Origin of the sequence: Tolypothrix sp. PCC 7601, from assembly GCF_025677855.1 — a bacterium.
GTDB lineage: Bacteria > Cyanobacteriota > Cyanobacteriia > Cyanobacteriales > Nostocaceae > Aulosira > Aulosira diplosiphon.
Genome location: NZ_CP064879.1, coordinates 2,728,928 through 2,749,864, shown reverse-complemented (window position 1 = coordinate 2,749,864; position 20,937 = coordinate 2,728,928). Strand labels below are relative to the sequence as shown.

Genomic DNA, 20,937 nt, shown 5'->3' with positions numbered 1-20,937 from the left:
TTTCTTGTTTGTAGGTTTAGCCTTATGTCTGACCTTCCTTTCACTTTAGATCAGTTACGTATTCTCAAAGCGATCGCCCTAGAAGGGAGCTTCAAGCGCGCCGCTGATAGTCTTTATGTCTCTCAACCTGCTGTCAGTTTACAAGTACAAAACTTAGAACGGCAGCTAGATGTACCTTTATTTGACCGTGGAGGACGACGTGCTCAATTAACAGAAGCTGGACATTTACTTCTCAGTTACGGGGAAAAAATCCTGAGCCTGTGTCAAGAAACCTGTCGCGCTATTGAAGATTTGCAAAATCTCCAGGGCGGTACTTTGATTGTCGGTGCTTCTCAAACCACTGGTACCTATCTGCTACCGAAGATGATTGGGATGTTTAGACAAAAATATCCTGATGTGGCGGTACAATTACACGTCCATTCAACGCGGCGCACGGCTTGGAGTGTCGCTAACGGACAGGTGGATTTAGCGATTATTGGCGGTGAAATTCCTGGAGAATTAGCCGAGTCTCTGGAAATTCTCCCTTACGCCGAAGATGAACTGGTGCTGATATTACCTGTGTTTCATCCCTTAACCAAACTGGAAACTATTCAAAAAGATGACCTTTATAAACTCCAATTCATTGCTCTAGATTCCCAATCCACTATCCGCAAAGTTATTGACCAAGTGCTAGCACGCTGTGAGATTGATACTAGGCGGTTTAAAATCGAAATGGAATTAAATTCCATAGAAGCCATTAAGAATGCCGTGCAATCGGGTTTAGGGGCTGCTTTTGTTTCTACCTCCGCCATTGCCAAAGAGTTACAAATGGGTGTATTGCACTGTGCCCCGATTGAAGGGGTGGTTGTCAAGCGCACACTTTGGCTGATTTTTAATCCCAATCGCTATCGCTCTAAGGCAGCAGAGGCATTTAGTCAAGAAATCTTGCCCCAGTTTGCTACCCCTGGATGGAACCACAATGTGTTAAAATTGACACAAAAAAATTTAATGGTCAATACATTGGATGCAGTAATACCAAACTCCACTGACGAAGACTAACCTCTGGTCATTAGTTATTAGTCATTAGTCATTAGTCATTAGTTAAAACGACTATTACCGCTGCCTAAGAAATCCAAAGAGCCAGTGCGTTAGCTCACTTGATGTGGAAAAACTGACACTCACAAAACTTTGATTCTAGGCTCTACCACTGTGTTGGAAATAACTTGATTTACGCACGCTGTACTATGGACTACTGACTATGGACTATTGACAAATAACTAAAATGGAAGTTTACTGCACTCGTCCACGCTGTCCACGTCCTCAAAACTATTTTGCGGATTTGGATGATCATACGACGCTCAAAACAGCACAACAAAAATACTGCACTGCTTGTGGAATGCCATTGATGCTAGATGGCCGCTATGTGCCCATCAAGTTGTTAGGCAGAGGCGGTTTCGGAGCAGCATTTTTGGCACTCGACCGCCGGATTCCTGGAATGCGTCAATGTGTAGTTAAGCAGTTTCAACCTACAGGGAATTTAACATCGACTCAACTGCATTTAGCACAACAGTTATTTGAAAGAGAAGCAGAAGTTTTAGCCCATATAGGCAACGAACACGACCAAATACCCGATTTATTTGCTTTTTTTCCAATTACAGTTCAAGGCTTGCAATCAGGACAGCAAGACCAGTTTTTTTATTTAGTACAAGAATATATTAATGGAGAGAATCTTGAAGAAGAATTAGTTAAAAAAGGTAGATTCTCTGAACAAGAAATTTTCGAGGTACTGCAAGAAATCCTCAAGGTACTGAAGTTTGTTCATGAACGAGGCATTATCCACAGAGATATTAAACCCTCTAACATTATGCGCCGTCGTGACGGCAAACTTTTTTTATTAGATTTTGGTGCAGTAAAGCAAGTAACTAATTCTCCAGCTGCTGCTTCCACAGGAATTTATTCTATGGGATTTGCACCACCTGAGCAGATGGCTGGAAATCAGGTTTTCCCCTCTACAGATTTATATGCTTTAGCTGTAACTGTTCTGACTTTGCTGACTGGTCAGGAAGCAACTAAGTTATTTGATGGCTATAGTAATCAGTGGATATGGCGCACGCTAGTCAATGTACAACCACGTCTAGCGGAGATTTTAGATAAGATGTTACTACCTGCTGCTAATCAACGCTTTCAGTCAGCGCAAGAAGTTTTAGATGCACTGGCTGGAATTAACACATCAAAGTTAACGCCACCAACACAAATTTCACCCAAATCGCGGACATTACCACCGCTCAAAAGTTCTCCTGCTGCTGTTTCACCATCGCTACCACCAGTAGCTACTTTTTCGACTTGGGAATTATTAGCAGGTGCAGCTTTTAGCGGATTTGAAGGTGCATTAATTGCGATCGCTGTTTTTAGTTTGTTAAATAACTTAATTACTACTCTCAGTATTTCTGCTTTGATTTTGGGGATACTAATTTTCGCCCAAACTAGAAGGTGGATTGAAAAATTAGATTTATTAATTATTCCCGGAATTACTTTTGCGATTATCTTTTTTCTGCCTTTATTACGCAGTGAACTTGGCATTCAGCAAGTAGTTGTATTAGCAGTTGCTGCTGCCTTAGTCAGTATTGCCTTAACAGCTTTATTTCGGTTGATTTACAAATTACTTTCCTTAATTCTGTAAACCATTAGCAGTCTGATGAAATTCATTTCAGAGGTTAGCTATTTTACAATTTATTACACTTTATTAAAGCAGCTTAATAAGCTGCAAATTATTGATTTTTTAATATTTACTGCAGCGAATAACAATCAAAGCTTAACCTTCTGTTAACCTCTAAATACCTTCAAAATGGGACATTGCCTGTATATGCACAAATCAAAACTACAACTATGTCGCCACGGAATGGAACAAATGAAACTGGTGTTTTGGTTTTAGCTTTGACCATCACACTAGGGTTAGTGGGTGTTGTATTTTGGTGGTTGGCTAATAACTCTGGTGTAATTGAGAGTTTTACTAATAATCCATCCCGCCAAGTTTTTCAGCCGCAGAATGACATTGCTCAAACAAAAAATCCTCTTCCTTCAGGATTATTTAGTTATGGAGGAAGTACTACTTGGGCCCCCATTCGCAAAGAAGTAGAACCAGAAATGCAAAAGCTATGGCCCAAGTTTCAATTACGTTACACAGATCCTACAACTGGTGCGCCTGGATCTGGTACGGGGATTAAAATGCTGTTGGATAACCAACTGGCTTTTTCTCAATCATCTCGCTCTTTAAAAGACGAGGAATATCAGAAGGCTCAACAAAGAGGGTTTAAACTCAAAGAAATTCCAGTAGCAATTGATGGGATTGCGATCGCAGTTCATCCGAGCCTCAAAATTCCTGGTTTAACTCTGGCACAGCTTAAGGATATATATACGGGCAAACTGACTAACTGGCGACAGGTGAATGGCCCTAATTTACCTATTACAGCTTACTCTCGCCGTTTAGAAGAGGGAGGCACTATCGAATTTTTCGATCAAAATATTATGGCAGGTGAAAAATTTGCTACCAATGTCAAGTTTATCGCCACTACAACTCAAGCTTTAAAAGAAGTCGCCAAGAATCCTGGCGCAATTTATTATGCTTCTGCTCCGGAAGTAGTTGGACAATGTAGCGTTCAACCTTTACCCCTGGGACGGACATCAGATCAACTCATTCCACCTTACAAAGAACCTTTTATTCCTCTAGAAAATTGTCCGCAAAAGCGTAACCAGATAAATGCAACTGGCTTTCAAAAAGCTGAATACCCGATTACTAGGCGGTTATTTGTAATTGTGAAACAAAATGGACAAAGCGATCAACAAGCTGGAGAAGCTTATGCTAATTGGCTGCTGACACCTCAAGGTCAAGAATTAATTGCTAAAGCCGGATTTGTCAGAATTCGCTAATAAAATATTTGTTATTGAAATTACACTCTCAAACAGCTAATCAATTTTGGGTATTATATTAACTCTCAGCTTTGTTCGAGCTTTTAAGCCCGAAATATTAAATTATATTTATGTGATTTCTCTAGTTAACACTGTAGTGGTTATCACTTTCGTGCCATAAAATCTGGCAAGCACAAGGAACTAGTACCTCTGCGCGGAATTCAAAATTCCAAATTCCAAACTAAGGCAAAGTAAGCGGTTCGTTGATTTTGTAGACATGGAGGGGCTTTCCGTCGCGTCTCCGTTAGGAGAAAGGTATTTTGAATTGGTATCACACTTGTATTTAATCGACATACAGGCTAATGTGCTATGTCTCAAAAAAATGAAACACCTATTCTGGTTTTATCTCTATTAATTACCGTTGGGTTAGTAGCTGGGGGTTTTTGGTGGTTTACCAGAAATAATAATTTTAAGCTTAATCAAAGTATTTCTAAAAATACAAATCAGCCCCAAGCGACAACAGAAAAACCTAGTGGCAAAACTTTTGCTACTGTTCAAGATGTCCCTACAGGATTATTTAACTATGGAGGCAGTACATCTTGGGCACCGATTCGGCTGACGGTTGACTCAGCAATTACAGCTACCAAACCTGAGTTTCGCTTGCGTTATGTAGAGCCTAGCAATGCAGCTCCTGGTTCTGGTACTGGTATACAGTCACTTATAGATGGTCAACTAGCTTTTGCTCAATCCTCTAGACCACTTCTAGATCAAGAGTTAAGCCGTGCCCAGCAACGTGGTTTTAGCCTCAATCAAATTCCCGTAGCTATTGATGGATTAGCTGTAGCAGTTAATGCCAACCTCAATATACCAGGTCTGACTTTAGACCAATTGAAATCTATTTACACAGGTAAGATTAACAATTGGAGCCAGGTTGGGGGGCCAAATCTTCCCATTAAGCCTTACTCTCGCCGCATCAATGATGGCGGGACAGTAGAGCTTTTTGTCCAAGACATCTTGGGTGGTCAATCTTTCGGATCGCAGGTGGAATTTATCTCCACAACCACCCAAGCCTTACAAAAATTGGCTGTTAGTCCTGGCGGTATCTATTACGCTTCTGCCCCAGAGGTGGTTACTCAATGCTCAATTAGACCCTTGCCGTTGGGGCGGACGCAAGGGGCATACGTTCCTCCTTACCAAGAACCATTTGTCCTCCCGACTGAATGTCCTGGTAAACGAAACAAATTGAACATTGAGGCTTTCCAATCCGGAAAATACCCGATTACACGCAATCTGTTTGTGGTGGTCAAACAGACTGGTCAAACCGAGCAGCAAGCAGGTGTTGCTTATGCCAACTTACTTCTAACTGAGCAGGGGCAGGAATTGATTACCCAAACGGGGTTTGTCAGAATTCGCTGACACCTGCTATTGATAGCAGATCTGAGCTTTAGCTAGCTCTGTTAATCGACTCTGCTGGTAAGCAAATCAAATTATCCCCTTGGGTCAGGATTAAGCCACGCTGACGTAATTTGCCCATCAACCGGGTAACGGTAACACGAGTTGAACCGATGGCACTACCAATTTGGGCATGGGTCAAGGGGAAAGGTAAACAATAGCCACGAATGACATCGGGGTCAGTTTCGCTCATTGCCGGCTCGCCGTATTCCTCAATTAACAAGGTGAGGAATCCTAAGAGTCGGTCAATTGTGCGGCGTTGTCCCAACGCACTCAGCCAGAGCAACTTACGTTGGTGCTGATAGCGGAAGGCATCCATAACTTCGCGACGGAAGTGGGGCCAGTTATCTAGGTCGTGCCAGTACATCCACAGCACCGCTGTTTGGTCTACATGAGCGTAAGCCTGGAGTGTGAATGGAGATTGAGCAACAATTTCAAACGGTTGTCCGGCTCCAACAAAACCCAAGAAAGCTTCTTCTGGGGTTCTGTTAATGCGTCGAGATGTTAACTGACTAGCAGTAGCACTGACTTGGGCGGTTCCTACCATGCGGATTGCACCCCTTTGCACCAAATATAGCAATCCAGGGCGAGCTGGAATGCGCTCATCTTTGCTGAAGGTGCGGCAGCGGTAGTGTTCTTGAGCCCAATCAAGAATTCGTTGCCAAGTCAAAAACGGACGTGAAGCCTCGGAAAAAGAGGATGGAGATTGCATAGGTAACAAAGAGCGTTCGGCTGAAGACAAAGACGACATAAAAAGGTGCAAGGAGTGTCTTTGTGTTGGCGAGTCCGGCTTAACGCCTAACAGCGCCAGCCATTCAAAGAATAGAAAGGAAATTACTCCCTACTCTTTTGTTATACTTCTTACTGTACAATGATGGTAGTAAAGTTTACCCTCTATTCATTGAATATTCATCAAATTTTATTCTACTCTCATTTTTCTTTATCTAGAAGAAACTTATAACTTTTGATAGATGACAGAAAATCGATACATTGGCGATAAAGCTGTCTTCATCGATAATTACGTGCATTTGAATTTACTAGTTAGCAAATACACAGCTATAAAACGGTTAATATACAGTCACCTACGGAAATCACTGAGTGTTTATACCTGTAACCCAGAATTAGAAAGCATAAGATATGCGAAATTTCCTCTATATAAAGGTAGAGATGATAAAAGAATTTTATATATTTCGGGTGTAGCACTCAAGTTAGAAAAATCTCAGAATCAAAAATCTTTAGATATAGCTCAGGCGATCGCTGCTAATTTATCAGAGTTGGATGGGGACGTTTTTCGTATCGAAATTGTTCCCCCTGGCTGGATTCATTTGGAATTGACTCACCCTGCTTTAGCGGCTTGGTTACAAAATATTGCTATAGGAATTTTTAGGGAACGGAAAATCGCCAGCAATGAAAATCCTCCCGTTAGCAATCCAAGACGCTTATTTGCTGTACAATATGCCCATGCACGCTGTTGTTCCCTGTTGCAACAGGCGCAGCGAGAAGGATTAATTAAACTGCAAGAAGTGCTTTTAGATACAGAAAAAAATATTGACCTGCAAAAAACATCACTCAGCAATTCAACATCAGCTGATTGGAGTGTTACCTTTCCCAGTCCTATACCTTGGCTAGATAGCGAAGAAAAACTTCGCCTCAATCACTCAGCTGAAGGTCGTCTGATTAATGAGTTAGTGCAAGTGGTAGATGATTTAGAGTGTCATGCTATTAACAGCACAGTTAACTGGGAACAAGCTGCACTGAATTTAAGCCAAGCCTGGGAAAACTTCTGGCGCGAGTGCCGCATTTGGGGCAAAGTCAAAACTACCTCACCAGAACTAGCTCAAGCCAGATTGGGATTATTGATGGTGACTCAATCTGTGTTCAAGTTATTACTAGAAGAAAAACTGGGGTTGTTTGCTCTCAGAGAATTATGAGAAAGTTTTCTTAATAAAATGTAAGGCAAAAATAAAGCTTAAAAAGCTCAAATACAAAGTTTTTCGTTGTTTATCAGGCACAAAGTTATTCAGAATAGGATTAAGATTTGAAAATGATCAATTGATGGATTTCTCAGTAAACCCACTAACGAAATCAATAAAAATTTACAAAGCAAATATTGACTCAATCAATGCCATCAGCTATATTATCTGGTGTGTGAGGAGCGAACCAGCAGGGGCACCGAGACGAAACACGGCCAGTCGTCGGTGTCCTTTCTGATTTTATATAGAGTTACGTTTTAAAGATTGGCTCTTAGGATAGTAAAAATTGTTCAATTGCTACAGCAGCGCCATCTTCCTCTACAGTAGGCGCTACCCATTGAGCGATCGCTTGCACTCCAGCAGGAGCATTGCCCATAGCCACACCAATACCCGCATACTCTAACATTTCCACATCATTGAAGTTATCTCCAATAGTCATAACGTTAGCAGCTTGTAATCCTAGTAATTCTTCAGCTAGGTAACGCACCGCAGTTCCCTTATTTACAGAGGCGTGAGCCGCCTCAAAGAAGGTTGCAACTGATGTTGTGAGATAAAGTTCAGCCGGGGTGTATTGGCTGCGTAAATTGCCTAATATGCTGTCTATGACATCGGTGTCATCACACAAAGCTAAGACCTTTGTTGGTTCATTTGTTAAAACTTGACGCAAATCACCTACAGGAATAGCGGTAATTCCAGAACGTTGAGCGTAGATTTTGGTTTCTCTAGTTAATTCACGGACATAAAGTTGGTCATTGATATAAAAATGCACAGACAACAGCGATCGCAACTCTGGCTGTTCAAAATAATCTAGTAGCTGGTGAGCAATTTCCCGAGAAACAGTTAAATGACGATGAATTTTTTGGGTAGCGGGGTCTTGAATCCAAGCACCCTGATAAGCTGCTAAGGGTAAGACAGAGCCAATAGTTTCGTGGAAGCGCAAAGCTGAACGATACATTCGACCAGTTGCGATCGCCACTTGAATTCCTTTTGCTTGTGCGGCGGCGATCGCTCGTTTTACAGGTTTACTGATAGTGTTAGACTTGCCAGAAATCGTACCATCGATATCTAAAACCAGTAGTTTAATTTCTGCTTGAGCTACAGCCTGATGATCACTAGACACAAAATTCTGAGCAGATGCTTTAGACATAAAAATCCCCAAGATTTGAAATTCTCGTCAGACATTTTGGCATTGTATTAAAATCTTCACCTAATTCTGCTCAATCTTTGGCATTTAATTTGTATGGAATTCTTCAAGATTAAATTTCTGGCAAGAATTTTTGATAACAAGAATTTAAAGCCTATCCCATACTACAAAGCCGAACTTGCACAGTAGATACAAAAATGTAAAAAGTCACAAACTGTTTAGTCAGCATAATCTGATGGAAGCAGGATCTCTATGACAGTTCAGTGTTTAATGACAGGCAATATTAATACTCTTACATCCTAAATAAGGAAATAAAAATATTTTACTTTGTAGTGATTTTGCTACGAAAACATAATTTTTTATATTCAAGATTATACTTTATGAAGTATTTGGAAAACCATAAAAATTAAGAATAATATTAACAATCCGTAATTAAGTTACAGATGGGGATTTAGACCTCACCTGTAACGGCACAACTTATAGAAGTCGGGGACTCTAACCCTCAGTTTAATTACGAATTACGAATTAGTAATTCGTAATTAGATTGAAAAGCTTAATGATAAAAACGGTAAAATTTATGAATTAGTCATATCAGAAGACGTTAAATTTTCAGTTTTTATAATTTTTGTTTTACTAGGAGCGCTGATACAATAATTGCTCCTGCTCAAAAAGAGCCATGTCTACGCCGCACTGTACTGAATTGTACAAGCAATCGTTTTGATGCTGAAGCTGCGTCGTCGGTACTTGGATGTGAGCTTCTAGCTAGAATAAGGCTATGTCTCAAACTTCTTCTACAACAACACGCCCCACATTTATCCTCGTAGATGGACACTCACTGGCGTTTCGTTCTTACTTTGCTTTTGCCAAAGGACGAGATGGCGGGTTACGTACAAAAACGGGGATTCCTACCAGTGTATGTTTTGGCTTTATCAAGTCCCTACTGGAAGTCATGACAACACAACAGCCACAAGCAATGGCGATCGCGTTTGATTTGGGCTTACCGACTTTCCGTCATGAAGCAGACGATACCTATAAAGCCGATCGCCCTGGGACACCAGAAGATTTTGTACCTGATTTGAAAAATTTACATGAGTTGCTTGCAGGCTTCAATCTGCCGATTTTCACGGCTCCTGGTTACGAAGCAGATGATGTGCTGGGAACTTTAGCACAGCTAGCCACTGCAGCTGGCTATAAAGTGAAAATTCTTACAGGCGATCGCGATTTATTTCAACTCATAGATTTAGAAAAACAAATTACCGTTTTAAATTTTAGTCCAGATGCCTGGAAGCGCTCTACAAATGGCATCACAGAATTTGGCCCAGAACAAGTTCAAGAAAAGCTGGGTGTTTTACCTACACAAATCGTTGATTTCAAAGCTCTTTGTGGTGATAAATCAGATAATATCCCTGGTGTAAAAGGAATTGGAGAAAAAACCGCAGTACAGCTACTTAGTACTTACGGTTCCTTAGAAAAAATTTATGCTGCATTGGATGAAATTAAAGGAGCAACTCATAAGAAACTCGTAGAAGGACAAGAAGATGCTCAAAAGTCTCACTATTTAGCCAAAATAGTTATAGATGTTCCTTTAGAAGTTAATTTAGAAGATTGCAAATTAACAGGATTTGATCAAAACGTCCTTGTGCCAATTTTAGAAAAATTAGAATTTAATCGCTTCCTAAAACAAATCAACGAACTTCAGCAAAAATTTGGCGGACAAGTTGTAAAAGTTGCAGAAATTTCAACACCAACAACACAAATCAAGAGTAATGATGAAGATGATAGTGATTTGTGGTTTTTTAGTGCTGCTGATACAGCAGCAGCTAAACAAAAGCCAGATTCCGCAATTCAAACACGCATTATTGATAGTGAAGCCAAACTTAGCGAATTAGTAAATCTCTTACAACAATTTACTAATCCAGAGACACCCGTTGCTTGGGATACTGAAACCACTGATTTAGAACCACGAGACGCTGCTTTAGTAGGAATTGGTTGTTGTTGGGGAAGCAACCAGGATGACATGGCGTATATTCCTGTTGGTCATAAAACAGGGAATAATTTAAATCTAGATAAAGTACTATCAGCACTACGTCCAATTCTCGAAAGTGTTGATTATCCGAAAGCTTTGCAAAATGCTAAATTTGACCGCTTAGTTATGCGGTGTCAAGGCATAAAATTGGCAGGAGTGGTTTTTGATACCATGTTAGCCAGTTACTTGCTAAATCCAGATGGTAGTCACAATTTGAGTGATTTAGCTTACAGATATTTAGGTTTAACTGCTAAAAGTTATGTAGATTTAGTTCCTAAAGGCAAAAATATTGCTGACTTAGATATTCCTACTGTGGCAGATTACTGCGGGATGGATGTCTATTCTACATTTGTATTAGTACCAAAATTACGTGAAGAACTCGAACAACTGCCAAATTTATATCAGTTATTACTAGAAGTAGAGCAGCCACTAGAAGCAGTTTTAGCGGAAATGGAATACACAGGTATTCGTATTGATTCTGCTTATCTCAAAGAACTTTCGCAGCAGTTAGAAACTGATTTGGCAAAGTTAGAAGCAACAGCAACAGAAATTGCTGGCGAAAAATTTAATTTAGGTTCACCTAAACAATTGAGTCATATATTGTTTGAAAAATTAGGATTAAGTACTAAGTATTCACGCAAAATTCAAACAGGTTACTCTACAGATGCAGCGACATTAGAGAAACTCCAAGAAATTGATAAAACTGGTTTTGTTGATGCCTTAATTGAGTATCGTACTTTATCTAAATTAAAGTCTACTTATGTAGATGCATTACCAGCATTGGTAAGCGAAAAGACTCAGAGAGTGCATACAGATTTTAACCAAGCAGCAACATCTACTGGTCGCTTATCTTCCTCTAACCCTAATTTACAAAATATTCCTATTCGGACAGCTTTTAGTCGGCGAATTCGCAAAGCATTTTTACCAGAGCCAGGCTGGTTAATGGTAGCTGCTGATTACTCGCAAATCGAATTAAGAATTTTGGCTCATTTAAGCCAAGAGCCAGTTTTAGTCCAAGCCTATCAGCAGAATGAAGATATTCATACTGTAACAGCGCGGTTAGTATTTGAAAAAGAAGATGTCACATCAGACGAACGCAGATTAGCAAAAACTATCAACTTCGGCGTAATTTATGGCATGGGTTCTTTAAAATTTGCGCGTTCAACTGGAGTAGATAAAGCCAACGCTAGCGAATTTATTAAGCGATTTAACGAACGCTATGCACAAGTATTTGCATATTTAGAGCGTGTCAAAAAAGAAGCGATCGCTCAAGGTTATGTAGAAACAATTCTTGGTCGTCGTCGTTATGTTGAGTTTACCAGCAATAATTTACGCAAATTAAAAGGTAGCAATCCAGAAGATATTGATTTGAGTAAATTAAAGAATTTGGGTGCTTATGATGCTGGGTTACTGCGCTCTGCTGCGAATGCGCCAATTCAAGGTTCTAGTGCCGATATTATCAAAATTGCTATGGTCAAACTCCATGAGATTTTAAGTAAATATCAAGCGCGATTGTTATTACAAGTTCATGATGAATTAGTGTTTGAAGTTCCACCCCAAGAATGGGCAGAATTACAACCACAAATTAAGTCAGCAATGGAAGGTGCAGTCAATTTGAGCGTGCCATTATTAGTAGATGTACGCGCAGGTGATAATTGGATGGAAACTAAATAGGAATATGGGAACTCAACACAATAAATTATTCCGCGAACCCTCAACTTTTTGATTTCATCAGAGTCATAAAAGAACAATAAAAAAGCTCTTGTTGAAAAACAAGAGCTTGAAATTATGTGATTGTCAGTGATGAAAGAAAGCTTGAGAACTAGTCAAGTTCTGTCATAGACATTGCTGGCTCATTCTCACGGTCAATACCTTTCTCAAAACCACCTGCTGCTGCTCTAGCGCGACCAGCGTGCCACAAGTGACCAATAAGGAAGAAGAAACCTAAAACGAAGTGAGAAGTTGCCAACCATGCACGAGGAGATACATAGTTGAAGGAGTTGATTTCTGTTGCTACACCACCTACAGAGTTCAAAGAACCCAGAGGAGCGTGGGTCATGTATTCAGCAGCACGACGAGCTTGCCAAGGCTGAATATCGTTCTTGATTTTGTTTAAGTCAAGACCGTTAGGGCCACGTAGAGGCTCTAACCAAGGGCCACGGAAATCCCAGAAGCGCATGGTTTCACCACCAAAGATGATTTCACCACTAGGAGAGCGCATCAGATATTTACCTAGACCAGTGGGGCCTTGAGCAGAACCGACGTTAGCACCTAAGCGTTGGTCACGAATCAAGAAGGTTAAAGCTTGAGCTTGTGAAGCTTCAGGGCCAGTAGGGCCGTAGAACTCGCTGGGGTACACGGTGTTGTTGTACCAAACCATACAGGAAGCAATGAAGCCCATCAAGGACAGAGCGCCCAAGCTGTAGGAGAGGTAAGCTTCACCAGACCAGATGGATGCACGACGTGACCAAGCGAAAGGCTTGGTGAAAATGTGCCAAATACCACCAGCAATACAGATGAAGGCAATCCAGATGTGACCACCAATAACATCTTCCATGTTATCGACGCTCACGATCCAGCCTTCACCACCAAAAGGAGACTTGATCAGATAACCAAAGATAATGGCTGGGTTCAGTGTAGGGTTAGTGATAACGCGAACATCACCACCACCAGGTGCCCAAGTGTCATAAACACCACCGAAGAACATTGCTTTCAGCACCAACAACAGCGCACCGCATCCTAAGATGATTAGGTGGAAGCCGATGATGTTGGTCATCTTGTTCTTATCTTTCCAGTCATAACCAAAGAAAGAAGAATATTCTTCTAAGGTTTCTGGGCCACGAACGGCGTGATAAATACCGCCAAAACCTAGTACTGCTGAGGAAATCAGGTGAAGTACACCAGCAACAAAGTATGGGAAGGTATCGATGACTTCGCCACCTGCACCAACGCCCCATCCTAAGGTAGCGAGGTGAGGTAACAAGATTAAGCCTTGCTCGTACATAGGCTTTTCAGGGATGAAGTGAGCGACTTCAAACAAAGTCATTGCTCCAGCCCAGAATACGATCAAACCAGCATGGGCAACGTGAGCACCAAGCAGTTTGCCAGATAGGTTAATTAAACGAGCGTTACCAGACCACCAGGCAAAACCTGTTGATTCTATGTCGCGTCCACCGCCCAGGACGGCCGATCTATTAGAGAGCGTTACCACGAGGTAATACCTCCTCAGGGAATACAAATTGTTCGTGGGGCTGATCTTGAGGAGCCATCCAAGCGCGGATACCCTCGTTCAGCAAAATGTTTTTGGTATAGAATGTTTCAAATTCTGGGTCTTCAGCCGCCCGCAATTCCTGTGATACGAAGTCGTAAGCCCGCAGGTTGAGAGCGATACCGACGATGCCCACTGCTGCCATCCACAGACCTGTGACTGGCACAAACAGCATGAAGAAGTGTAACCAGCGTTTGTTGGAGAAGGCAATCCCGAAAATCTGTGACCAGAAACGGTTTGCAGTCACCATTGAGTAGGTTTCTTCTGATTGGGTGGGGTTGAAAGCGCGGAAGGTGTTCGCAGCTTCACCGTCTTCAAACAGGGTATTTTCGACTGTCGCTCCGTGAATCGCACACAGCAATGCTCCACCCAACACACCTGCTACTCCCATCATGTGGAAGGGGTTGAGGGTGAAGTTATGGAATCCTTGTACAAACAGGATGAAGCGGAAAATTCCTGCTACTCCAAAGCTGGGTGCAAAGAACCAGCTTGATTGTCCCAAGGGGTACATCAAGAACACGCTGACAAACACTGCAATCGGTGCAGAGAATGCCAAGGCGTTATAGGGGCGGATTCCTACTAGACGGGCAATTTCAAACTGCCGTAACATGAAGCCAATTAAGCCAAAGGCTCCGTGTAGCGCCACGAATGTCCATAACCCCCCGAGTTGACACCAACGGGTGAAGTCTCCTTGTGCTTCTGGCCCCCACAGCAGTAACAGGGAATGTCCCAAACTATCGGCTGGGGTGGATACAGCTACTGTGATAAAGTTACAGCCTTCTAAATAAGAAGATGCTAAACCGTGGGTGTACCATGACGTGACAAAGGTTGTGCCTGTGAGCCAACCGCCTAATGCTAGGAAAGCGCAGGGGAATAACAATATCCCTGACCAACCTACGAATACAAAGCGATCGCGCTTCAACCAGTCGTCTAGAACGTCAAACCACCCTCTACTGGGGGCGCGCCCAACTGCGATGGTCATTGAACTAAAATCCTCTTTTTTACTAAAATTGCAACGTTTCTAAAGCAGTGCTGTAGGTGATTTTCCCTATTTAAAGCAACTACCGCGAGGAATTAACGTTTTTTTGACAAATTCTCGTAACTTGAAAGCTACTGAGATTCTGAGAAGTTACCGCCTAGTTCAGTCAGCGTTTCTCAGAGTTATGCCATTACCCGTACCATTGGCTAGTGTTCTAGTTGGTGGTAACTTAATGATTCTTAACTTATCACATCGGTTCGGGTTTGTGACCGATCCACGCAAGTGAATCAGGTGATTTAACACGAAGCTATATAAATATTATGAATATCAGAAATTTAACAATCTGACACAACTTTTCTCAGAAATCTACACAATTGGAAATGGGGAGTGGGGATTGGGGAACTCGGGGCCCCCTCTGGGGATAAGGGGTAATGGGGACTGGTGATTGGGGAGAAGAGGACAAGGGGAAATCATCAAACTGCGAAAAACTACAATACCGAACCCTACAGCAATTACCCCATTACCCATTCCCAATTTCCAATTACCCATTCCCTAAAATCAACTTGCAAGACATACTCCTCAAATGGCAGACTTTTAAAGAGAATATGTCACAGGCCAAGGTAGTTCCATGACGGCATCAACAATTAACAAAGGCAATTCGCCTAATGGCGATCGCTCGGCTACAAGTGTCCTGAAGCAAAACGTTCTCGGTTCTCGTCGGTTTAGCAACTACTGGTGGGCAACTATCGTTACCTTAGGAGCTACAGGCTTTGTATTAGCTGGAATATCCAGCTATCTAAAAGTTAATTTACTCATAGTTACCGATCCAACACAACTAGTTTTTGTGCCCCAAGGTTTAGTTATGGGGTTATACGGCGCTGCTGGTCTGCTTTTAGCCTTATACCTGTGGTTAGTAATTCTATGGGATGTAGGCGGTGGATATAACGAATTTAACCAGGAAACAGGCAAGATTAAAATTTTTCGCAATGGATTTCCTGGCAAAAACCGTCGTATTGAGCTTGAAAGCCCCTTACAAGACGCTCAATCTGTGCAAATATCCATCAAAGAAGGTTTGAATCCTCGTCGCGTCCTCTATCTACGTGTGAAAGGTCGCAGAGACATTCCTTTAACTAGAGTCGGTCAACCTTTATCTCTCACAGAGCTAGAAACTCAAGGCGCAGAGTTAGCCCGTTTCTTGGGTGTACCTCTAGAAGGTTTGTAAAGAATGTTGACAACGGTCAAGGGTCAAGGGTCAAAAGTCAAAAGTCAAATATTCCAGATATATTCCTTGTTCCCTTGTTCTCCTGACTGGAAGTGCTGAGTCACCGAAGTTCAGATCGGCGGAAGCCGCCGCTCCGACTTCTCTCTGAGTTCTGAGTAAAAATCTCCGCCTCGACTTTCATGTAAGACTGGTGAAATTTTTTATTGGGAGTGCTTACTCTGTCAACTCTCAAGCAGAAAAAACTGGGAAACTGAGTAGATAGCTCTCGATAAAATGTAAAAAATTGTAAATAAGAAATTTTGGATGAGTATTAAATCCCCACTCTAAAAGCTTGGGAAACGATAATATACTCTGGTTGAGTCAGTAATTAGTCATGCGGTTAAAATTTCCACAATTTTTGGTTGCTCTTTTGATTGTTGGGACGTTGATTTTGGGTGGATGTTCAACACAGCAAAATGCTTCTAATGCTTCTTCTACCTCAGCAGCTACCTCAACAGCAACTGAGACAAGCAGCAAGACAAGCACTGAAGCAACGTCTGTATCACAAACTACTAGCGAGAGTATTCCTGGAATGAATGATTTACCACGGCTCGAAGGTAAGGCTACTGTGGTGATGACGGTGAACGGCGCACCAATTACTATCGAAGTAGATGGCACTAATGCCCCAATTACAGCGGGTAACTTCGTAGATTTAGTGCAAAAGGGCGTGTATGATGGTTCAGTTTTCCATCGAGTGGTACGCGATCCCCAACCATTTGTCGTTCAAGGGGGCGATCCACAAAGTAAAGATCCAAGCGTTCCAGCAAATAGGCTAGGGACAGGTGGCTATATTGACCCCAAAACTAAGAATGAGCGCTATATACCCTTAGAAATTAAGCCCAAGGGTGCAGCAGAACCAATTTACGGTAAGACTATTACTCAGCCTCCTGCCTTGAATCATAAACAAGGTGCAGTGGCAATGGCCCGATCGCAGCAACCAAACTCTGCATCTTCCCAGTTTTACTTTGCCTTAGCAGATCTAGGCTTTTTAGATGGAAACTATGCTGTGTTTGGCAATGTAACCAGCGGCTTTGAGGTAGTAAATAAAATAAAGCAAGGCGATCGCATCGAATCTGCTAAAGTCACCCAAGGCGCAGAAAACTTAAAAACTCCTGGTTAAGATTGCAAAATTGGGTAATGGGTAATAGTTTTTCCTATTACCCATGACAAATTTCAAATCCCAAATCCCAAGTCCCAAATTGGTTAAGGTTGTTGTCACTGGTATTGGTCTAGTTTCTGCTTTAGGAGACAGCTTAGAGGCTAGTTGGCAGAATTTAATTGCAGGTAAATCTGGAATTAAATTACATCAACCTTTCCCAGAAATAGAAGCATTTCCTCTAGGGTTGATTGCTGAACAACCAGCACCATTAGAAAAGCTGACGCAGTCGGTTGTGGCTGCGGCTTTAAAAGATGCTGGGTTATCATCTCCTTTACCTGATTGTGCTGTCGTGATTGGTTCAAGTCGTGCTTATCAAGCGGCTTGGGAAAGACTGGCGCAGCAAATGTACGCAAGCGATCGCCTTTCATCTCCCTTACACACAAGGGAGATGGAAAATTGGTTAAATAGTTTACCGCACATGAATGCGATCGCCGCAGCTAGACAAATTGGTGCAACTGGGAGTGTTTTAGCACCAATGACTGCTTGTGCTACAGGAATCTGGGCGATCGCCCAAGCTACTATGCTATTGCAAACAGGACAATATCAAAGAGCGATCGCTGGAGCCGTGGAAGCACCGATTACACCTCTAACTTTGGCTGGGTTTCAGCAAATGGGCGCTTTAGCAAAAACTGGCGCTTATCCTTTTGATTTGCAACGTGAAGGCTTTGTTTTAGGAGAAGGCGCAGCGGTATTTGTGCTGGAATCAGCAGCATTAGCCAAGCAGCGACAAGCCAAAATTTATGGGGAAATCCTAGGTTTTAGCTTACTGAACGATGCATATCATGGTAATGCTCCAGAACCAGAAGCTAAAAGCGCGATCGCATCCATCAAGCAATGCTTAGAGCGTAGTTATCTCACACCAGCAGATATTGATTATATTCACGCTCATGGCACAGCAACACAGCTAAACGATCGCATGGAGAGCATCGCGATCGAGCGGGTGTTTCCCCAAAAAGTTGCGATGAGTTCAACTAAAGGAAGCACAGGCCACACTCTCGGCGCTTCTGGAGCCTTAGGTGTAGCTTTTTCACTCCTAGCTTTGCAAAACCAAATTTTGCCCCCTTGTGTCGGATTGCAGCAGCCAGAATTTAATTTAAATCTCGTAAAAACCGCTCGTCACCATCACATTCAGTCTGCCCTTTGTTTCAGTTTTGGCTTTGGCGGTCAAAATGCAGTAGTAGCTTTAGGGAAATAACTAAAAATTGGAGAGACGCGATTAATTGTGTCTGTAGTCAACAATCAAAAACTACTTACTCCGTTATTTCTCAATTACCTATTATCCATTACTTATATTATTTAATACCTGTAGTAATGTAGAGTGTAGTACTTTCTTCCGAAAATAAATTACTTTTAGTCAACTGCTCAATTACCTCCTATCAAAGGTTATTGAAGACTATATGAGGTAATGTTAAATTCTGCGTAGCTACCCCACCGAACGGGAACAATACTTCTGTGTTTTCGACTGTTGTCACAGTATAAAACCTATCACTAGGTCATACTATATTTTCACTTCCCAATGATGCAGTACTTGTAGAGTCTATTGATTACCCCTGTTGATTGCTGCCACAGTTTTGGTTTATCAACAACTAGGGGACTTTTATATTTACATAAATAGTTGAGAGGAAATTTAGGCATGAATTGGATCAAGCGGCCTCTACTTTTCGTAACCTGTTCCGTACCTTTTCTTTTGGAACTGGCTACTATTCCTAATTTAACCGCACAGGCACAAGCCCAAGTTAACCCAACTTTGCTAAGTCAGCAGCAAAAACAACCTTGGTTAATCAGTCAAGGTTTTAAATCACCTAAGCGGGGATTACCACCAGCTAGTGCGGGTGGTGCAACTCGGGGCCGATATTGTGTACAAAAAAATCAATCATTAACGCCCTTAATGCCAAAAGAGAATTTAGGGTTAACTTTTGCAGAACGTCCAACTTTTTTCTGGCATGTACCTGCATCTTCTGTCAAAACAGCCCAGTTTGTGATTTTAGCTGAGGCAAATCAGGATAATACTGATGATGATGATGTAGTATATGAAACTACTTTAAATGTACCGACTAAACCCGGCATTATGAAATTTACCCTACCTGCGAGTGCTACTCCTTTAAAAGTCGGTAAACGCTATCACTGGTATTTGACATTAGTTTGTGATGAGCAAAATCCTATCAGAAATCCGAATGTAGAAGGATGGGTTGAACGCGCACAACCCGAACCCACCCTGACGAAAGCTCTACAACAAGCAGATGCGCGTAAACGTCCAATACTTTATGCAGAAGCTGGTATTTGGCATGAAGCACTAAGCAGCTATGTTGATTTACGTTGTAGTGAACCGAACAATTTAAAGGTCAAATCTGATTGGGGGGTATTCTTACAATCAGTGGGTTTAAATGCATTTGCAGCAGACCCAATCATTGATTGTTGTACAAATAACAAATAGTTTTTGACAAAAACCTAACTGATTGTTGTTGTAGAGGCTGCTATCACTGCTATTCAGGGTGATGCCATGATTGTTTGCGATCGCTAATTTCCAACATTAGCATCAAAATTCGCCAGCGCTTTGGAAAGTCAACCTGACCTCGGCGACTGGCATTAGTTTGAATGTGTCTTAGATTTCTAAGGCTGTACTCAGCAACTCACGATGCATTAATGCCCGATCTACTAAAGACTGAATTTGCTCTGAGGATAATGGATTGCCATGAGCATAATGCTCTATCCAAACTTTACTAATAATATTGGGATCGTCCGGTAAATTCGCTAAATCCCATCCAGGCATAGATAAATCTTCCATCAGACGATTGACCTTCGGGTCGTAACTCAAAGCAAAACAGCGACAACCTTCAGCCGCAGCCATAATTAAACTGTGTAGGCGCATCCCGATTGTCATCTCTACATGGCGATACACACCTTTTAAAAGTTGTGGATCTTCTAAACACATAATCTGGCTAACATCTTTGAGGTGTGGTTGAATTACCTCAGCAATATTTAAATCTTCACTTTTTTGAAAAGGCAGTAACAAAATAAAAGTTTGTGTAGCTTTTTGAAACTCAACCAACGCCTGCGTTAAATTTGCCAAGCGAGTTTCGGTCAGTTGTGGATGCGATCGCAAAGTTACAGCAACTCTGTGAGCAGGTAAATCCGTAAGTCCAGGTACTGGTTTAGCTTCCAAAGCCCAAACTGGATCGGGAGCCAGGATACAAGGAATTTGCCACTCAGATAACAAAGCTGCGCTGGCGCGATCGCGTACACTCACTTTCGTACAAGCAGCAAAAGTTTTTCTTGCTAACCAACGAGTTTGGGGACGTTTCAGAGGCCCAATTCCCTGACCCCAAGCAACGGTTTTTAAGCCCATCATCTGAGCTAATGCCATCAATCCCCCATAATAAACAGGGCTAATGGTGCTGGTAACATCTTGGATTAGACTCCCACCACCCCAAATAAACGCATCACAAGAACGCAAAGCTTGCAGTACAGGTAAAAAAGCCATGCGATCGTAGCTCTCCACACCATAGCGATCGCGGGTTTCTTCAGGATTACCAGAAAGCACCACAGGCGTGACATGAGGCGGTAGCATCTGCAACAGCGTTGCTAATAAAGCTTCGTCACCACCATTCCCTTTTCCGTAATACCCAGATAATAAAGCCCGCATCGGTTTCATTTGAGATTTTTGATTTGAGATTTTAGCTGATCAAGTTTAATTGACCTTGATTATCTGCTACTTACCCAGATGTTAGGTGAAATGGCTGGCATACTTCGCGAAAAATCAGATTTTTCTTGTGGGAAGATGGGGGATGGG

16 protein-coding genes are annotated in these 20,937 nt (G+C 41.9%); 11 read left to right on the top strand and 5 right to left on the bottom strand.

The features are described 5' to 3' along the window. The first annotated feature begins 24 nt into the window (after positions 1–24). The 4 genes from HG267_RS11480 to HG267_RS11465 all read left to right on the top strand — a co-directional run bounded on the left by HG267_RS11480 (position 25) and on the right by HG267_RS11465 (position 5,301). A complete protein-coding gene (locus HG267_RS11480) occupies positions 25–1,038 on the top strand; it encodes a LysR family transcriptional regulator (protein ID WP_045869091.1) in 1,014 nt (337 codons plus the stop codon). Between the two features lie 223 nt (positions 1,039–1,261). After that, a complete protein-coding gene (locus tag HG267_RS11475; RefSeq protein WP_045869090.1) occupies positions 1,262–2,659 on the top strand; it encodes a serine/threonine-protein kinase in 1,398 nt (465 codons plus the stop codon). Positions 2,660–2,865: 206 nt separating this feature from the next. Next, positions 2,866–3,906 carry a PstS family phosphate ABC transporter substrate-binding protein gene (locus tag HG267_RS11470; RefSeq protein WP_045869089.1) on the top strand — a complete coding sequence of 347 codons (1,041 nt, stop codon included), beginning with the start codon at positions 2,866–2,868 and terminating at the stop codon, positions 3,904–3,906. A 348-nt stretch (positions 3,907–4,254) separates the two neighbouring features. Beyond that, on the top strand, positions 4,255–5,301 hold the full coding sequence (locus tag HG267_RS11465; protein WP_045869088.1) for a PstS family phosphate ABC transporter substrate-binding protein: 1,047 nt from the start codon (positions 4,255–4,257) through the stop codon (positions 5,299–5,301). Between the two features lie 28 nt (positions 5,302–5,329). On the opposite strand, the gene HG267_RS11460 is transcribed toward HG267_RS11465, so the two are convergent. Next, complete coding sequence (locus HG267_RS11460; protein WP_015137174.1) at positions 5,330–6,088, bottom strand: Crp/Fnr family transcriptional regulator; 759 nt, start codon at positions 6,086–6,088, stop codon at positions 5,330–5,332. A gap of 220 nt (positions 6,089–6,308) precedes the next feature. On the opposite strand from HG267_RS11460, the gene HG267_RS11455 reads away from it, so the two are divergent. Continuing rightward, a complete protein-coding gene (locus tag HG267_RS11455) occupies positions 6,309–7,268 on the top strand; it encodes a DALR anticodon-binding domain-containing protein (RefSeq protein ID WP_155539082.1) in 960 nt (319 codons plus the stop codon). Positions 7,269–7,581: 313 nt separating this feature from the next. Here the strand turns inward: HG267_RS11455 and HG267_RS11450 are convergent, their stop codons facing one another. Then, the gene (locus HG267_RS11450; protein WP_045869087.1) at positions 7,582–8,457 is read right to left on the bottom strand and encodes a Cof-type HAD-IIB family hydrolase; all 876 of its coding nucleotides are present in this window, start codon (positions 8,455–8,457) and stop codon (positions 7,582–7,584) included. A gap of 772 nt (positions 8,458–9,229) precedes the next feature. Here HG267_RS11450 and polA point away from each other — a divergent pair. Next, entirely contained in the window at positions 9,230–12,154 is a 2,925-nt protein-coding gene (gene polA, locus HG267_RS11445) for a DNA polymerase I (RefSeq protein ID WP_045869086.1), read from the top strand. Between the two features lie 148 nt (positions 12,155–12,302). Here the strand turns inward: polA and psbC are convergent, their stop codons facing one another. Then, a complete protein-coding gene (gene psbC, locus HG267_RS11440; protein WP_045869085.1) occupies positions 12,303–13,691 on the bottom strand; it encodes a photosystem II reaction center protein CP43 in 1,389 nt (462 codons plus the stop codon). Further along, positions 13,675–14,730, bottom strand: coding sequence for a photosystem II D2 protein (photosystem q(a) protein) (gene psbD, locus HG267_RS11435; RefSeq protein ID WP_045869084.1), 1,056 nt, complete (start codon positions 14,728–14,730; stop codon positions 13,675–13,677). The genes psbC and psbD overlap by 17 nt, the downstream gene beginning before the upstream one ends. A gap of 103 nt (positions 14,731–14,833) precedes the next feature. Here psbD and HG267_RS11430 point away from each other — a divergent pair, with 103 nt between their 5' ends. The 5 genes from HG267_RS11430 to HG267_RS11410 all read left to right on the top strand — a co-directional run bounded on the left by HG267_RS11430 (position 14,834) and on the right by HG267_RS11410 (position 19,581). Then, entirely contained in the window at positions 14,834–15,013 is a 180-nt protein-coding gene (locus HG267_RS11430) for a hypothetical protein (protein WP_155539079.1), read from the top strand. A gap of 342 nt (positions 15,014–15,355) precedes the next feature. Then, the gene (locus HG267_RS11425) at positions 15,356–15,949 is read left to right on the top strand and encodes a photosystem I assembly protein Ycf4 (protein ID WP_045869082.1); all 594 of its coding nucleotides are present in this window, start codon (positions 15,356–15,358) and stop codon (positions 15,947–15,949) included. Positions 15,950–16,322: 373 nt separating this feature from the next. Then, complete coding sequence (locus HG267_RS11420; protein WP_045869081.1) at positions 16,323–17,108, top strand: peptidylprolyl isomerase; 786 nt, start codon at positions 16,323–16,325, stop codon at positions 17,106–17,108. A 79-nt stretch (positions 17,109–17,187) separates the two neighbouring features. Next, positions 17,188–18,342, top strand: coding sequence for a beta-ketoacyl-ACP synthase (locus tag HG267_RS11415; RefSeq protein WP_263420045.1), 1,155 nt, complete (start codon positions 17,188–17,190; stop codon positions 18,340–18,342). 438 nt (positions 18,343–18,780) lie between these two features. Continuing rightward, positions 18,781–19,581 carry a DUF928 domain-containing protein gene (locus HG267_RS11410; protein ID WP_045869079.1) on the top strand — a complete coding sequence of 267 codons (801 nt, stop codon included), beginning with the start codon at positions 18,781–18,783 and terminating at the stop codon, positions 19,579–19,581. A gap of 168 nt (positions 19,582–19,749) precedes the next feature. On the opposite strand, the gene csaB is transcribed toward HG267_RS11410, so the two are convergent. Further along, positions 19,750–20,790, bottom strand: coding sequence for a polysaccharide pyruvyl transferase CsaB (gene csaB, locus HG267_RS11405; protein WP_045869627.1), 1,041 nt, complete (start codon positions 20,788–20,790; stop codon positions 19,750–19,752). Positions 20,791–20,937: the final 147 nt, after the last annotated feature.

What these genes read in the sequence shown, in the direction of transcription:
- HG267_RS11480 (WP_045869091.1), top strand. Translation starts at nt 25, where the DNA reads ATGTCTGACCTTCCTTTCACTTTAGATCAGTTACGTATTCTCAAAGCG.
- HG267_RS11475 (WP_045869090.1), top strand. Translation starts at nt 1,262, where the DNA reads ATGGAAGTTTACTGCACTCGTCCACGCTGTCCACGTCCTCAAAACTAT.
- HG267_RS11470 (WP_045869089.1), top strand. Translation starts at nt 2,866, where the DNA reads ATGTCGCCACGGAATGGAACAAATGAAACTGGTGTTTTGGTTTTAGCT.
- HG267_RS11465 (WP_045869088.1), top strand. Translation starts at nt 4,255, where the DNA reads ATGTCTCAAAAAAATGAAACACCTATTCTGGTTTTATCTCTATTAATT.
- HG267_RS11460 (WP_015137174.1), bottom strand. Translation starts at nt 6,088, where the DNA reads ATGTCGTCTTTGTCTTCAGCCGAACGCTCTTTGTTACCTATGCAATCT.
- HG267_RS11455 (WP_155539082.1), top strand. Translation starts at nt 6,309, where the DNA reads ATGACAGAAAATCGATACATTGGCGATAAAGCTGTCTTCATCGATAAT.
- HG267_RS11450 (WP_045869087.1), bottom strand. Translation starts at nt 8,457, where the DNA reads ATGTCTAAAGCATCTGCTCAGAATTTTGTGTCTAGTGATCATCAGGCT.
- polA (WP_045869086.1), top strand. Translation starts at nt 9,230, where the DNA reads ATGTCTCAAACTTCTTCTACAACAACACGCCCCACATTTATCCTCGTA.
- psbD (WP_045869084.1), bottom strand. Translation starts at nt 14,730, where the DNA reads ATGACCATCGCAGTTGGGCGCGCCCCCAGTAGAGGGTGGTTTGACGTT.
- HG267_RS11425 (WP_045869082.1), top strand. Translation starts at nt 15,356, where the DNA reads ATGACGGCATCAACAATTAACAAAGGCAATTCGCCTAATGGCGATCGC.
- HG267_RS11420 (WP_045869081.1), top strand. Translation starts at nt 16,323, where the DNA reads ATGCGGTTAAAATTTCCACAATTTTTGGTTGCTCTTTTGATTGTTGGG.
- HG267_RS11410 (WP_045869079.1), top strand. Translation starts at nt 18,781, where the DNA reads ATGAATTGGATCAAGCGGCCTCTACTTTTCGTAACCTGTTCCGTACCT.
- csaB (WP_045869627.1), bottom strand. Translation starts at nt 20,790, where the DNA reads ATGCGGGCTTTATTATCTGGGTATTACGGAAAAGGGAATGGTGGTGAC.